The organism is Leptolyngbya sp. FACHB-321, assembly GCF_014695975.1.
Taxonomy (GTDB): Bacteria; Cyanobacteriota; Cyanobacteriia; order Leptolyngbyales; family Leptolyngbyaceae; genus Stenomitos.
Window position 1 is genome coordinate 43,895 of the sequence record NZ_JACJPI010000046.1, and the last position, 15,143, is coordinate 59,037.

11 protein-coding genes are annotated in these 15,143 nt (G+C 51.1%); 5 read left to right on the forward strand and 6 right to left on the reverse strand.

The annotated features are described in order from the left end of the window. Positions 1–238: 238 nt before the first annotated feature. The 4 genes from clpB to H6F76_RS08580 all read right to left on the reverse strand — a co-directional run bounded on the left by clpB (position 239) and on the right by H6F76_RS08580 (position 6,488). Positions 239–2,935, reverse strand: coding sequence for an ATP-dependent chaperone ClpB (clpB, locus tag H6F76_RS08565; RefSeq protein WP_190449086.1), 2,697 nt, complete (start codon positions 2,933–2,935; stop codon positions 239–241). Between the two features lie 113 nt (positions 2,936–3,048). After that, entirely contained in the window at positions 3,049–4,695 is a 1,647-nt protein-coding gene (locus H6F76_RS08570; protein ID WP_199322006.1) for an iron uptake porin, read from the reverse strand. A 293-nt stretch (positions 4,696–4,988) separates the two neighbouring features. Further along, the gene (gene gloA, locus H6F76_RS08575) at positions 4,989–5,420 is read right to left on the reverse strand and encodes a lactoylglutathione lyase (RefSeq protein ID WP_190449087.1); all 432 of its coding nucleotides are present in this window, start codon (positions 5,418–5,420) and stop codon (positions 4,989–4,991) included. An 84-nt stretch (positions 5,421–5,504) separates the two neighbouring features. Continuing rightward, complete coding sequence (locus tag H6F76_RS08580) at positions 5,505–6,488, reverse strand: GntR family transcriptional regulator (protein ID WP_190449088.1); 984 nt, start codon at positions 6,486–6,488, stop codon at positions 5,505–5,507. Between the two features lie 557 nt (positions 6,489–7,045). On the opposite strand from H6F76_RS08580, the gene H6F76_RS08585 reads away from it, so the two are divergent. The 5 genes from H6F76_RS08585 to H6F76_RS08605 all read left to right on the forward strand — a co-directional run bounded on the left by H6F76_RS08585 (position 7,046) and on the right by H6F76_RS08605 (position 13,231). After that, positions 7,046–7,792, forward strand: a complete 747-nt coding sequence (locus tag H6F76_RS08585) for a dienelactone hydrolase family protein (RefSeq protein ID WP_190507444.1) — start codon at positions 7,046–7,048, stop codon at positions 7,790–7,792. 187 nt (positions 7,793–7,979) lie between these two features. Then, positions 7,980–8,879, forward strand: coding sequence for a S1 RNA-binding domain-containing protein (locus H6F76_RS08590; RefSeq protein WP_190449090.1), 900 nt, complete (start codon positions 7,980–7,982; stop codon positions 8,877–8,879). Positions 8,880–8,881: 2 nt separating this feature from the next. Further along, a complete protein-coding gene (locus tag H6F76_RS08595) occupies positions 8,882–9,745 on the forward strand; it encodes a Tab2 family RNA-binding protein (RefSeq protein WP_190507446.1) in 864 nt (287 codons plus the stop codon). A gap of 252 nt (positions 9,746–9,997) precedes the next feature. Further along, positions 9,998–11,323: a TldD/PmbA family protein gene (locus tag H6F76_RS08600; protein ID WP_190507524.1), complete on the forward strand. Its 1,326-nt coding sequence runs from the start codon at positions 9,998–10,000 to the stop codon at positions 11,321–11,323. A gap of 108 nt (positions 11,324–11,431) precedes the next feature. Then, positions 11,432–13,231 carry an ABC transporter substrate-binding protein gene (locus H6F76_RS08605; RefSeq protein WP_190507448.1) on the forward strand — a complete coding sequence of 600 codons (1,800 nt, stop codon included), beginning with the start codon at positions 11,432–11,434 and terminating at the stop codon, positions 13,229–13,231. A 121-nt stretch (positions 13,232–13,352) separates the two neighbouring features. Here the strand turns inward: H6F76_RS08605 and H6F76_RS08610 are convergent, their stop codons facing one another. Together H6F76_RS08610 and H6F76_RS08615 are read right to left on the reverse strand one after the other, a co-directional pair. Continuing rightward, on the reverse strand, positions 13,353–13,958 hold the full coding sequence (locus H6F76_RS08610; RefSeq protein WP_190507450.1) for a type II secretion system protein: 606 nt from the start codon (positions 13,956–13,958) through the stop codon (positions 13,353–13,355). 36 nt (positions 13,959–13,994) lie between these two features. Next, positions 13,995–15,110, reverse strand: coding sequence for a prepilin-type N-terminal cleavage/methylation domain-containing protein (locus H6F76_RS08615; RefSeq protein WP_190507452.1), 1,116 nt, complete (start codon positions 15,108–15,110; stop codon positions 13,995–13,997). Between the last annotated feature and the right edge of the window lie 33 nt (positions 15,111–15,143).

Here is a 15,143-nt window from a genome sequence, read left to right on the forward strand (position 1 = left end):
CTCCGCGTCCGGTCAATTTGTGCGATCGCCTTTACCCTAAGCGTTAAACGAGTGCTTAAGGCAAGCCTCAGAATAGAAGCTTAGTAAATGCTGGAGAGATGAGTGGGACAGCGGAGGGAGGTCGATCGTTAAAGTTTGCCTTGAAGCGCATCAAAACAATTGTTTACGACGCTCTTGCTGCCTTCTAAAGCATCTTCGTGAGGCAATTACACCCATAGTTACTAACAGCAAGGAGCAGCTAAACGGTTGACAGCTCACTGTTAATCGCAACTGGCTTTTTGTTAAACGTTAGGGCATTGTCAACCAAATCGATCAGGATAGTATCGCCTTCAGTGAAGGTGTTTTCCAAGATTTTGGTCGCGATCGGGTTTTGCAGTTGGCGTTGAATTGCCCGTTTCAGCGGACGAGCACCGTAGGTTGGGTCATAGCCTGCTGCTGCAATGAAGTTCTGAGCAGGAGTAGTAAGTTCCAGGGTGAGTTTCTGATCTGCCAGTAAAGACTGAATGCGGTTGAGTTGCAGACGTACGATCTGGCTCAGTTCGGTGCGGGTAAGGGTGTGGAAGATGATGGTGTCATCCACACGGTTGAGGAACTCAGGGCGGAAGTGCGATCGCAACGCATCGACCACTCGCTGCTGCATTTCTTCATAGCGGTCATCATCGCCCGACAAATCAAGAATATGATCACTGCCAATATTGCTGGTCATCACAATGACCGTGTTGCAGAAGTCGGTAGTACGTCCCTGCCCATCGGTAATGCGTCCGTCATCCAGCACTTGCAGCAAGATATTGAACACATCAGGATGTGCCTTCTCGACTTCATCTAGCAGCACGACCGCATAGGGCTTACGACGGACAGATTCAGTCAACTGTCCACCTTCTTCGTACCCGATATAGCCCGGTGGTGCACCAATGACACGCATAACAGAGCTTTTGTCCATATATTCCGACATATCGAGCCGGATCATGGCATCGTCTGCGTCAAAGAGCGACTGTGCCAGCGCACGAGCCAGTTCAGTTTTGCCCACACCCGTTGGTCCCATAAACAGAAAGGAACCGATCGGTCGTCCCGGATCTTTCATCCCCGCACGGGCGCGACGAATGGCAGCAGAAACAGCTTCAACCGCTTCGATTTGACCGACCACACGCTGATGCAGGTGGCTCTCTAGCTGGAGTAGCTTTTGGCGTTCGGTTTCTAGGAGGCGATTGACCGGAATGCCCGTCCAGTTAGCAACAATTTCGGCAATGTCAGACTCGGTGACTTGCTCGCGCAGAAGCGCTCCGCCATCAGACTGAATGACTCGCAGTTCTGCCTCGTACGCACCCCGTTCATCGCGAATGCGTGGCAGCACAGCATGATAGAGTTCGCCTGCTTTTTTAAGTTTGGCGTTGCGTTCGTACTCTTCGCTTGCCTTAGCAAGGTCTGCTTCTCGTTTAAGCTGCTGAATTTGCAGTTCGATTTGCTCTTCCTCTTCCTTCTTGGCATTGATGCCATCCAGCAAGCGTTTTTCGTTTCGCCAGTGAGAGTTAAGCTGCTCTTGCTTTTCGAGCAACTGCGTCATTTCTTGCTCAATCCGGTCTAACCGATCTTGCGCCGATCGTCCCGCACCAAATACATTACCGGGGCTTTGCTTCTCAGTTTCTAACGACAGCTTTTCCATCTCAAGCTGCATGATGCGGCGATCGTACATTTCCAGCTCGGCTGGCTTAGAGGTGATCTCCATCTTCAGGTTGGCAGCGGCTTCGTCAATCAGATCGATCGCCTTGTCGGGTAGGAAGCGATCGGCGATGTAGCGAGACGAAAGCGTAGCAGCGGCAACCAGAGCCGAATCGGTAATTTTAACGCCATGATGCACTTCGTAGCGTTCTTTGAGACCACGCAGGATCGAAATCGCGTCTTCTACGCTGGGCTGATCGACAAAGACTTGCTGAAAGCGACGTTCCAGTGCTGCATCTTTCTCAATGTATTTGCGGTATTCATCGATCGTCGTCGCACCAATACAGCGCAGTTCGCCACGTGCCAGCAGGGGTTTCAGCAAATTGCCCGCATCCATTGCGCCCTGAGTGGCTCCAGCCCCAACGACCTGATGGATTTCATCAATAAACAGCACAATCTGTCCGTCAGAGTGGATGACTTCTTTGAGAATTGATCGCAACCGATCTTCAAAGTCACCACGATACTTTGCCCCTGCCAGCAGCGATCCCATATCCAGAGAGATCAGCCGCCGATTTTTCAGGGATTCTGGCACGTCACCATTGACGATGCGCTGTGCCAAGGCTTCGACGATCGCCGTTTTACCAACCCCTGGTTCACCAATCAAGACCGGATTATTCTTTGTACGGCGAGAGAGCACTCGCACCACCCTGCGGATTTCTTCATCGCGACCAATGACTGGGTCAGTTTTGCCTGCTCTCGCCTTTTCGGTAAGATCTTGCCCGTATTTTTCGAGCGCGGCATAGCGATTTTCGGGGTTTTGATCGGTTACTTTCTGGCTGCCACGCACATCACGAATGACCGTTTCTAGCTGTTTGGCATCGACATTGAAACCACGCAGTAACCGCAGACCCAACCGTGAATCGGTCGCGAACCCCAGCAGCAGGTGTTCAACCGAAATAAACTCGTCTTTCCAGCCTTCGCGTGCTTCCTCAGCACGATCGAGCATGATATCCAGGTTGCGTCCCAGGTAAAGTTGCTCATTACTAGGCACTTTAGGCTGTCGCCGGACAAAATCTTCAATCTGCTGCCATAAGCGCGTAGTATCAACGCCTGCTTTTGTAAAAACCTTCGTCGCCAGACCGTCTTTTTGTTCTAGCAGAGTAATGATCAGGTGTTCTACTTCCAGTTGCTGTTGTTTGTAGCGGCGAACAACATCCTGCGCCTGTACGATCGCTTCCCATGCTTTGTCTGTGAACTTATTCGGGTCAGTGGGCTGCATTGTGAGTCTTAAATTTACAAGTATAAATACAGTGACGCTAGCGCTTTTAGTATAACGAGATTAACGATCGGCTATCAGTTAACGACCAGTAGAAACGTTAGACAGCACGTTCGTTAAAACGAATACACCAGACGTAGGAACCATTGAAAGATAGTACCGCGATCGCGATTGTCAGGATTGCTCACTACGGTTAGAGCTGGTGTAACACTGATGTTGTCGTTAAGCAAGAAGCTGTAGAACACTTCAATATTGGTCTGTGTCGCATCGCCCAGGTCTTTTTCGACAAACGGTTGCCCGATCGCAATGCCAGCTGTAGAGCCAGGGATGAACAACTGCCGTGCGACAAAGCCGATCGACCAGCTTTTAGGATTCAGGTCTAAGTCTTGATTCAACAGTGGATTGAAGCCCTCATAGCTGCCAATCGCAAACCGACCGAAGACAGCGAACTGGCGATTGAAAGCCCATTCGGCATTGATGCCGCCTGCAAAAATATCCACATTATTCACGGTTGCCTTCGTTAGCTGAAACCGAGCAATGATGTTTTTGCTAAAGTCATACTCGACTTCCAGGCTACCCTGGTTGCGATCGCCAAACAAACCACCATCAGTAATGTCAGCGTTGGGACGTGATGCATCCGCTGCCACATACAGCGCCCGCACAATCAGCGGTAGGTTCGCTGGTTTCCAGGTCAGTACGGCTCCGGCACCACCTACGCGATCGATCTGATTTTGCACAATCAGCGGATTGTTGAGAAAAAAACTGGAGGAAAACGTTTCGGTAGAGTCGTTTGCAAAGCGGTTGTAGTCAATGAAATCTCGTGGCGACAGTCGCGCCCCAACCGTGAGGTTAAAACCGGGTGCAGGCTGAAAGGAGTAGGACAAGTTGCTGAGGCGCACCGCACTTGCAACCCCAACGTAATCTAAGCCACCACCGCCTGCCAGCAAGCCCAGTGTTCCTAACAGGTTTTGTTCACGCTCTTGGGCACGTCCGATCGCATCGTTACCGTTGTTGCCAGCTTCCAGTTGCGTTGAGAGCGCACCATTGGGTGCAAAGCTTGTGATGAGGTTAAGGCGAGTGCGCGACAGCACGGTACCGCGAGCATTAGAGCCATCCGTAAACACTAAAACTGATTGCCCCGATAGTTTAGTGGTAGTGGAAAACTGATTCTGCTCCAGAATAGTAACTTGCTGGTCAAGCTGATTAGCACGCTCACGCAAATCGGTCGCGATCACTCCATAGGATGCCTGAAGCTGCTGTACGGTAGCAAGATCTTCCCGCAACTGGGCAACATTGCCACGACCGACGACATATTGCTGCGAAATAACATCCAGCACACGCGCCAATCCTGCCGCAAATTCGTTGCGTGTCAGTGCTTGATTGCCCCGAAACGTGCCGTTTGGATAGCCGATCGCCACATCATACCGTTCAGCAAGCGACTGTAAAGCCTGATACGCCCAATCAGTCGGACGCACGTCGCTCAACGCAGCCACCGATTGCACCTGCGCCATTGCATCATTAGCTGGTTCTATACAGTCAGATTCAAGGCGATCCGGCTGTACCTGTAGCGATTCTGGCTGTACCTGTGGTGGTATAAAAGGACAATCTAACGAGGGGCGCTCATCAAGCGGCACGACCTCTGAAAGCTCCGCAGGTTCTACTACAGAGTCATGATTAGGAATAGGGGTTGTCCACCCAGGCAAAGTCTGGCAGAGCACTCCCAGACTACCCAACCCTCTAGCCAACCAGTTTTTTTTACTCACACCACACTCCTCACACGGTTCGCTGGGTCTGCCTAATAAAGACAACCCAAGTTAGACCTATCAGGAGTTTACACGGTCGATCGGTCATTAGGGTGAGGGGAGCGAGGGGGATCAAAAGGAGACGCAAGGGAAGGAGAGGGGAAAGTAAGGGGAGGGAAGGGGGAGCAAGGGAAGGGGAAGCAGAAGAAGGGAAAACAAGGGTGGAAAGGCGTTTTGCATTTGAGTAAGCCAGTCAAACCGAGCCTTGGAGCAAACTGTTTCTCTGCCCCCCCACTCTCTATTCCCCATTCCCCTTAAACACCCGCCGTTTGGGCCTGCTGTTCCGCTTTGCCTGATCCCTGGCTGCCTAGTTGAATCAGCTCTACTTTGTAGCCGTTAGGATCTTCGACAAAGGCGATGACGGTCGAGCCATGTTTCATCGGTCCTGGTTCGCGGGTAACTTTGCCGCCTCGATCGCGGATTTCAGCACAGGTTGCGTAAATATCATCAACGCCGATCGCGATATGACCATAGGCGTCACCCAGGTTGTAAGCCTCGGTGCCCCAGTTGTATGTGAGTTCCAAAACGGTGTGATCGGCTTCTTCGCCATAGCCCACAAACGCCAGAGTAAATTCGCCGCCTGGATAATCCTTCCGGCGCAGCAGCTTCATCCCCAGAAGATCGCAATAAAACTGAAGAGATTCATCCAGGTTGCCAACGCGCAGCATGGTGTGGAGTAGTCGCATTGCTAATGCCTCATGTGGTTTGCTGCTTCTATAGTAAGCATTCAACCGTTGATGAAGCTTCAGTCTAAGCAGTCACATTGCAAGTTACTCCAAACCAAGCTCTCGCTTGAGCAGTTCGATCGACTTCGAGACGATGAAATTCTCACAGCAAATGAGCTGCGGTGGACGGATCAGGTCTTCTCGAGCGGCAGAAATGGCAGTCTTTACAGCAGCACAGCTTGCCTGATCGCTAATGATAGTCTGAGCACTCCGGACGATCGCTCCCAACTTGTAGCCATCGCCAACTTGAGCCGTCATGACCAACAGTTCATCGCCCCGTAGACTGTGAATAATGACTTCCGCAACGCCAACCGTGCCAGAGCTAAGGCTGACAACCCCGATGCAGGTGCCTTTAGCTAAACGCTTAATCAGCTTAATTTCGGAGTCAAAGTCATAAATATCAACTGGAATCACGCGCACCGACTTGGGAGCCGCGATCGCTTCTGCCTCAGCAATGAAATAACGACTGGTGACAACTGTGCCAGAGCGAGTTTGATCCAATATTTGCTCTAACTCTTCGATCGGTACAAGCTGCACAGGGATGTTCAGCGCCCGCTCTAGCTCACGTACAATCACTTCTCCGGCACCAATATCGTGAGTCGGAGCCGTCACCAAGACCTGAGCGCTACAGCGCAAGCGCCAGTCAATTTCTGCCAAAAAAAGCTCACGCGCCTGATTGAGCGAACAGCCAAGCTTCAGCAAATCATCTAGGCTGTTTTGAACAACTTTGTATGCCTCTGGATGCTGATCAAGAATGGGCGATCGCACTTTTGCAACGTCTTCATGGGTCTGTTCTCGCACATAAATGCCAGACCCTGCTTGTGCATCAACAACACCTGCATCTTCTAGCTGGCGATAGACTTTGCTAATCGTATTGCGATGTAAACCCGTTTGCATTGCCAACTGACGTGTACTAGGCAAACGGTGTCCCGGTGGATATTGGCGCGACGCGATCGCAAACAGAATTTGGTTATAAAGCTGTGTCGATGCCGGAATGTCGCTCTCCGTCTGAATATGAAATTGAACCATACAAGAGCCTCCACGCGCTCTAAAGGAAGCGTTTAACGATGCGACTAGTCGTAGGGATCACACATCTTTAGTTAAGTTACATTTTAGATGCTGCACTCCCTGATGCAGCACTGGTGGTTTACACCCTTCGTAAACCTAGCGGCTTCAAGGCTAACAAGACTTCACCCAGACAGGTGCAATGTCACGCCAGTAGCAAAGGGCTTGGCAACACAGCAAGCACTGTCGGTTCGCATAGCAGTTTGCTCTCATAAGCGACCGACCACGAGGAAAAATCAAACTGGTACAAGATGCCATGTGAAAAAAGAGTAATGTTTTTTTTGCTACCACCAACATCATTACGGCAGTAGTTGCGCTGGTCAGGACGCTGTGGCAACTTCTGAGAGGACAATGAACTAACGCAATCACGTGACCAGCTAGAGCAACCTGTCACCCTGTTTATGTAGGAAGAGGCTCAATGTCTCATGACGGTTGTTTCATAACGGTTGTCAAAACGACTGCTAATTACTGAATCTGAACCGCCCTTTACTAGACAAACACTTACCAGGCAAACACTGATCATGACTAGCCACATTCAGGCTACTGCTGTGCAAATCCCCAATGATGGCTTGCAAATAGATGCCCATCTTGCCCAACCAATAGGTAGTGGCACCTACCCTGGTATCGTCGTCATTCAGGAAATCTGGGGTGTCAATAGCCACATTCGCAGTGTCACGGAGCGTCTTGCTCAAGAAGGCTATGTCGCGATCGCGCCTGCTATTTTTCAGCGCAGTGCCCCTGGCTTTGAGGGCAATTACGATGCTGATAGTACAACTCTGGGTCGCCAGTACAAAGAGGCAACCAAAGCCGATGAACTGTTAAGTGATGTGCAAGCGACGATCGCCTATCTCCAAACCTTACCGGCAGTGAAAGGAAACGCGATCGGCGCGATCGGTTTCTGTTTTGGTGGTCACGTTGTCTACCTAGCAGCGACCCTGCCAGCTATCAAAGCGACTGCATCCTTTTACGGTGCTGGTATTGCAACCATGACCCCTGGTGGTGGTAAGCCCACCCTCACCCGCACCCCAGAGATTAAAGGCACACTCTACGCTTTTTTTGGTACGACTGATCCGCTGATTCCAGTAGAGCAAATCGAGCAGGTCGAAGACGCTCTTAAGGCACATCAAATCGACCATCGCTTTTTTCGCTATCCGTCTGGGCACGGTTTTTTCTGCGATCAACGCCCTGACTATAACCCTGAAGCCGCTGCTGATGCCTGGGAGAAGGTGAAGGAATTGTTTGGACGAGTTTTGAAGGCAGAGGAATAAAGGGTAAAGGACAGGGGAGGCTAAGGATGCAGGGGAGGTAGGGGAAGCAAAACCCAGCTTAAAGCTCAAAATCCCTCTTTCCTTGCATCACCTCTTCTCTTGCATCGCCTCTCCCTCTAATCCCGCTGCTCTCTTTCCGCCCCCGCAACGGACTATAGTAAGAAAGCCGACTACGATCGCTTGTCTCATGGAAGCTAAATCCGCTCGTTCAGCCAGTGAGTCCTTTTCAATGGAGGACTTTGAAAAAGCGCTGGAGCAACATAACTATCAATTTCAGCAAGGGCAGATGATTTCGGGTAAAGCTGTCAATTACGAAATTGATGGCATTTATGTCGATATTGGCGCGAAGTCCCTTGCCTTTTTGCCTGCCAATGAAGCTAGCCTGCGGGGTGTTACAGACCCGTCGGCGATCGTGCCCCTCCACGAAGAGCGTGAGTTTCTCATCATCCGCGAACAAGATGGCGATGGACAGGTCACGCTTTCGCTGAAGCAGTTGGAGATCAAGCAAGCCTGGGATCGGTTGGCAGAAACTCAAGCTAGCAATCAGAGTTATCAGGTAAGAGTCACAGGCGTTAATAAAGGTGGCGTTACAGTTGATATTCAGGGGTTACGGGGCTTCATTCCACGATCGCACCTGGTTGAACGCGAAGATTTGGAAGCGCTCAAAGGCACCACACTCAGCGCGAGCATTCTAGAAATTGACCAGGCTCGCGATAAGTTAGTGCTGTCAAACCGTCTTGCCACCCGCTCTGCCAGTTTCAGTCAGCTCGAAATTGGGCAACTGGTCGATGGCAAAGTTGCCAGTATTAAACCCTTTGGTGTGTTTGTTGAATTTGGCGGTACCACGGGACTACTCCACATCAACCAGATCAGCAAAAACTACGTCCAAGCCCTAACAGGTTTATTTCAGGTTGGGCAACCGATTAAAGCCATGATTGCAGGTCTTGACGAGGGCAAAGGCAGAATTTCCCTTTCCACGAAAGTGCTCGAAAACTTCCCTGGGGAAATGCTGGAAAAACCAGCTGATGTCATGGCAGAAGCAGAATCGCGTCAAGAACGGGCGAGAAAAGCGATTCTAGGAGAGTAAGGGTGATTACTGTCTGGGAACTTGACTTCTACTCGCGCCCAATCTTGGATGAAAACAAAAAAAAGGTTTGGGAAGTACTGGTTTGTGAAAGCCCGTTGGCTGTCGATCGCCAACCAGAATCTCTTTTTCGCTACGCCGAATTTTGTTCTAGTGCTGAAGTTAACTCGGTGCGTTTAAAGAGTGTGATTGAGGCGGCGATCGCCCAGGCTCCGCAGCCTCCTGATAAAATTCGCTTCTTTCGGCAGGCAATGAACAACATGATTGCCAAAGCCTGCAAAGAATTGGGCATCCCAGCCCAACTGAGCCAGCGAACATTTGTGCTAAACCAATGGCTTCGGCAGCGTCATCTAGAAGTTTATCCAGCCCTACCAGGCTTTCAACCGGGTGCTAATCCATCTGTGAGTTTTGCCAAAACCCCGCCGCAACCCCTACCCGATGCATTGCTGGGCGAAAAATGGCAGTTTGTCACCCTGTCAGCCAGTGACGTGGCAGAAATGAACGAGTGGACGATCGACTTTGGTGAAGCGTTTCCCCTAGCTCTTGCAGGGCTTGCGCCAGAAGCTCAAATTCCGGGGCTGCTAATCTTTTCGACACGTGCAACTCCCTTAGCTGGCTGGATGTCAGGTCTAGAGGTCGCCAGCGTTAGGTTTGACAGTGACTATCCCACGCGCTTGTTGCTAGAGACTGGGCTGAACGATCGCTGGACGCTTGCCAGCCTAGCGAATCAGCAGGTGAAAACAGAAGCACAGAACTTTGAAGCAGCGAAACAGCAGGCTAATGGTGTTCACTTCCTTGCGGTGCAAGCTGATCCCGAGACAGAAGCCTTTGCTGGATTTTGGCTATTACAGACGGTCAACTTAGCGTAAAGTGATCCTTAGCAGTCGTTGAGCAAGCAGCCTTTAGCGATCAGCGATGAAGGCAGGATCAACAACTAGCGGCTGTAATCTGCTTTTTCCTAAGAGTTGGCTAGACCCCCAAACCATACGCTTTTTCACACAAGCTCCTAGCTCAGTTAAACAGCCATTGCGTCCCTAGTGGGTGTTCTACTCTAAAAACTAACGGCTAACCTGCTGACGGTTGAAAGCTCATTACTCACCCTCTGTTCGCTCATACTTATGATGGGTTCCGACGACTTGCAACACGAGACCTTAGCAGAGCAACTGCTGGAATTGACTGCCAAGTCAGGCGCAGAAGCGGCAGAAGTCCTACAATCACGATCGCTGGCATATCCGGTCTTTTTTGAGGCAAATCGCCTGAAGCAGCTAGAAAGCGCCCAGGCAGAAGGAACAGCCTTGCGGCTGTGGCGAAACGGTTGCCCTGGTTTAGCCGTTGCTTACGGTTCCGTTGAGCCACAAGCTTTAGTTGATCGCGCGATCGCCCTGAGCCAGCTTAATGAACCAGAAACGATCGAACTGGCGGGTGCTGCTAAAAACCAATACCCTGACCTGGGCGAAACGGTGCCTGTAGAGCAATTAGTCACTTGGGGAAGAGAGGCGATCGCGCTCATCCGTGAGGCAAATCCAGACCTGATCTGCACTGCTGAATGGGAATGTGAAGCTGAAACAACTCGTTTGCTTAACTCCAACGGCTTAGACTGCGGCTACACTGATACAACTCTGAGCTGCTACCTTTCCGCGGAGTGGATACGTGGCGACGATTTTTTGTGCGTCTCAGATGGGCAAACCCAACGGGGCAGCCTTGACCCTACTGCACTAGTGCACCAAATTATGCAGCGGTTGGAGTGGGCAAGAGACAACACACAACCCCTGACTGGGCGCGTCCCCATTCTTTTCACATCCAAAGCCGCCGATATGCTGTGGGGCACGGTACAGTCGGCACTCAGCGGCAAACAGGTGCTTGAAGGCGCATCACCCTGGAGCGATCGCCTTAATGAACTCGTTACCTCTGAAGGCTTAACGCTTTCGCAACAGCCCCATATTGGTCCCTTTAGCTGTCCCTTTGATGATGAAGGCACCCCAACTCGTGCCATTACCTTCATTGATCATGGTGTGCTGCAACTCTTCTATGCCGACTTTACGACTGGGCGGGCGATCGGTAGCGGGACTACAGGCAACGGCTTTCGTCCTGGCTTGGGTAGCTACCCCACTCCTGGAGTGTTCAACATCATGATTCAACCCGTCGGCAGTGTCGCTACTGGCAAGTCTCTCCCGGATTTAATCGCTACCCTTGATGATGGGCTAGTCATCGACCAGATGCTTGGTGGCGGTGCCGGAATTTCGGGCGAATTTTCCATCAACGTTGACCTGGGCTACCGTGTTAAAAACGGTGAAGTGATCGGGCGCGTGAAAGATACGATGGTATCCGGCAATGTTTACACTGCCCTACAGCAACTGCTGGCGCTGGGTGGTGATGCCGATTGGAACGGTTCTTGCTATACCCCGTCCCTAATCGTTGACGGGCTATCAGTCACTGCACGGAGCTAGGTTTTAGACTTTAGACTAGGTACATCAAACCAGGTCTATGGATCACGGGCTGAGCAACCGCCAACTGTTCAGTGAACGAGCATCCAGTAGAAAAAGAAGGGAGCGGTTATGAGCGTTGCAGCCTTTAGAGACAGTCGACGTGGACATTATTGGTTGTTAGCAGGTTTGGCGATCGTGTTAGCGATCACCCTTTCTGCTTGCCAGGCACAAAACCTGAAAAGTCAGGCAGCTCGTATCCCGCAGCTTGTTATTAGCACCACAACCGATCCCAAGACGTTTAACTACGCCCTCAACAATTCATCACCCAATATTTTCTCCTTCACATTTGACGGGTTGGTTGACGAGCACGGCATCACAGCAGAGATTGTTCCAGCGTTGGCAGAATCCTGGCAAATCTCAGAGGATAAGAAGCGCATTACGTTTACCCTACGCGACGGGCTGAAGTGGTCAGACGGTGCGCCTTTGACGGCAGATGACGTGCTGTTCACCTACAAAGATGTGTATCTGAATGAAGCTATTCCCACTGATGTACGAGATGCGTTTCGCATTGGCGACAAAAAGCAGCTACCAACGGTGAAAAAGCTGGACGATCGCCGCGTAGAGTTCCTTCTACCAGAGCCATCTTCACCCTTTTTGCGGGCAATGGGTGCCAAGATTTTGCCTGCCCATCGCCTTCGCCAAAGCGTGTTTACCAAAGGCTCTGATGGTAATCCCCGGTTTCTGACGACCTGGGGCACTGACACCAACCCAGCCGAAATCGTCACTAATGGACCGTACACGATCGAGAGCTACGCCAATAGTCAGCGGATTATTTATCGTCGCAATCCGTACTACTGGCGTAAAGGTGCCCAAGGCGAGACTTTGCCATACATTGAGCGCATCATCTGGCAAGTCGTCGAAAACAGTGATAGCCGGATGTTGCGGTTTCGCTCTGGCGACCTGGACATGGCTGGGCTGCGCCCCGAAGATTTCTCCCTACTCAAGCGTGAAGAGCAACGTGGTAAATTTGCGATTCTTAACGGTGGACCAACCTCTGGGACGACCTTTATTGCTTTCAATCTGAATCGCGCCACAAACACTAACGGCAAACCCTTTGTTGACCCGATCAAATCGCGCTGGTTTAACACCAAAGCCTTTCGTCAGGCAGTCGCTTATGCGCTCGATCGCCAGAGCATCATCAACAATCTGTTTCGTGGCATTGGAGAACTTCAGAATTCGCCGATTTCGGTGCAGAGTCCCTACTTTCTGTCGCCGCAGCAAGGCTTAAAAGTCTATGAGCACGATCCTGCTAAAGCAAAGTCGCTACTGCTAGGCGCTGGGTTTAAGTACAACGCCAAGCAACAACTGCTAGATGAAGCAGGCAACCGCATTCGATTCACAATGATTTTGCCTGCGGGTAGCCGTACCGCACAGCAGTTTGCCGCTCAAATGCAGCAAGACTTGCAGAGTATCGGCATTCAGCTAGACCTGAATCCGGTTGACTTCAATGTGCTGGTGGAGAGTATCAGCAACCGTAACTGGGAATGCTACTTCCTCAGCTATACAGGTGGTGTGGAACCACATGACGGTGCGAACTACTGGACTAGCGCTGGCACCTCCCATGACTTTAACCAGGGTCCTAATGTTGGCGCACCACCAATCAAAAACTGGGTTATTTCCGATTGGGAGGAAGAGATCGATCGCCTCTTTGTTGCCGGAGCCAGAGAATATGACGAAACCAAGCGCAAACAAATCTACGCTGACTTTCAACGCATTATTCAAGAGCAGGTGCCTGTCATTCATCTGGTGACACCCACTGCGCTCTCAGCCATCCGCGACCGTGTTCAAGGCGTGCAGTTTTCTGGTTTGGATACCCGTGGCTCTCTCTGGAATCTCTACGAACTAAAAGTTGTAGATGAGCAATCTTAAACCCTGGTCTCTGATGAGAAAAAGGGCATGCTAGATCTTGTCTTGAGCTTAGATCCCTGACTTCTGCCCTAGATGGGGCGAATGATCAAGGCACAGAAAGAAGTCGGGGATCTGTGTTTCTTTAAGGGCAAGCTGCATCGCTTTTCTGGTTAACAGCGCCTAAAAGAGTTCGGACACTGACGCAGCGCTTCACACTTGGAGCACCCCTGAGTGCCAATGTCACTGTAAACGGCTGGGTATCAGTGATCGTTGGGTTGGTGGTCGCTTGTATCGTGGAAGCCACTGCCCCATCGGGACTGAAAATGATGGAATTACTGGCAGTGTGACTCGTTCTAAGAGTGAGAATGCCTGACCGAACCTCACCTTGTCCGAGCGTTTCCCATTGCGTGACCTGAGCATCAGGAATACGCCCTAAGGTCTGCACGGCTGCACCACCCGTACCCGTTATAGCAGCAGCAGTTAATGGTAAAACTGCTACTCTCGGCGGATCTGAAGCAACATCAAAACGGGCTTCTCGATAGGTCTGCGTGCGTTTCGCCTCAGCTTGGGCAGTGCGTAAGGTTTGGAGAATCCGCTCATTCGCAGTGCCTAGCCGTTGACGGTTAATGAAGGTCAACCACCCCGGAGCCGCGATCGCAAACAAGACTCCAATCATAATGACCACAACCAGCGTTTCGATAAGGGTGAAACCGGCGGTTGATTGTCTCAGTAAACGGTGATTTTTCATATTTCTTCTCTAAGCTAGAGCACTAAAAGGAGCAGCCTACTGAGGTGCCGGACTTTTCTCAAAACTGCCGCGACTCAGCACACGGGTTTGTAGATCGAAGACAACTTTGGCAGTGGATGGAACCCCAGCCCGACCAGCCGCATTGCCTCTGAGGAAAACGGCAGTCTCCTGGTTACGTCCGCCTGTGTTGTTTTGAATCCCGGCTGTAAAACCACCACCTCTTACACAGGCATAAAAGCTGGTAACAGTTGTACCGGATGGCGATCGGACAAAGGGTGGCAGGCTGCCAGCAACGACAGAATCACCAGGACAGGCAGTCGCAGTCGAGCCTGTAGTAGTAGGGCTATCCACAAAATCCACTAATACAGGCGGATTGACAGCTACACCAGCAATAGCACCTGCATAAGGGTTCGGTGACCCATCTGATAGGATTGTTGCAGTTTGCAAATTATTACCTGTAGCCTCAAAGGGCCAGCCAAGAAATTTATTGTTTGTTGTGGTCGGGTCAACCCAGCCCCTGTTGGGCGCACCAGTCGCTGTAAATTGAGTCAGCGCATAGCGTTTAAGCCGTGCCTTACCAGACCACGTATTACCTACATTAGTTGTATCAAGGTAGTACACAACTAAGCTATAAGTTCTGCGAGACAGGCAGGGCACTCCATTGATGCCACCTGGAGGATCAGGGTTAGTTGCGAGGTTTAAACTAGCTGCATTGGCTGCACAGAGATTAATTAAGACCTGAGGCAGCGGATCGACTCGCCAGAACGCTAAGACAGGCGTTGTTCCAGCCGCAGTTCCTGTCGGTTGCGTGTTGATCGCTGTAGGCAGGAAGCTGGTGACCCCTGGACAAGCATCCGCTGCAAAAGCGCCCGTTCCAGTTAAACAGCTACCATCATAAACAAAGACAGCTTGGCGCAGTTCGGCACTGATGTAGTCCATCGCCAACTGCATTTCGCGCTGAGTTTCAGCACGGCTCGATTCTCGCTGGTTCACTTTCAGCAGTTCGACCACACTGTAGAGCAATGTACTGGTTATGATGCCGCCGATTAACACCGAGATCAGTAGTTCCAGCAGGGTAAAGCCAGTGGTAGGATGCTTACGCTGGAACCGGAACGATCGCACTAATAGCCACGGGAAGGAGTGTTTAGCCATTCTAAGCCTGGTTGAGAGAAGGATAGTAGCGAT

Bases quoted from the DNA above. Each gene is read 5' to 3' on its own strand.
- clpB (WP_190449086.1), bottom strand. From the start codon at position 2,935: ATGCAGCCCACTGACCCGAATAAGTTCACAGACAAAGCATGGGAAGCG.
- gloA (WP_190449087.1), bottom strand. From the start codon at position 5,420: ATGCGACTACTCCACACCATGCTGCGCGTTGGCAACCTGGATGAATCT.
- H6F76_RS08580 (WP_190449088.1), bottom strand. From the start codon at position 6,488: ATGGTTCAATTTCATATTCAGACGGAGAGCGACATTCCGGCATCGACA.
- H6F76_RS08585 (WP_190507444.1), top strand. From the start codon at position 7,046: ATGACTAGCCACATTCAGGCTACTGCTGTGCAAATCCCCAATGATGGC.
- H6F76_RS08590 (WP_190449090.1), top strand. From the start codon at position 7,980: ATGGAAGCTAAATCCGCTCGTTCAGCCAGTGAGTCCTTTTCAATGGAG.
- H6F76_RS08600 (WP_190507524.1), top strand. From the start codon at position 9,998: ATGGGTTCCGACGACTTGCAACACGAGACCTTAGCAGAGCAACTGCTG.
- H6F76_RS08605 (WP_190507448.1), top strand. From the start codon at position 11,432: ATGAGCGTTGCAGCCTTTAGAGACAGTCGACGTGGACATTATTGGTTG.
- H6F76_RS08610 (WP_190507450.1), bottom strand. From the start codon at position 13,958: ATGAAAAATCACCGTTTACTGAGACAATCAACCGCCGGTTTCACCCTT.
- H6F76_RS08615 (WP_190507452.1), bottom strand. From the start codon at position 15,110: ATGGCTAAACACTCCTTCCCGTGGCTATTAGTGCGATCGTTCCGGTTC.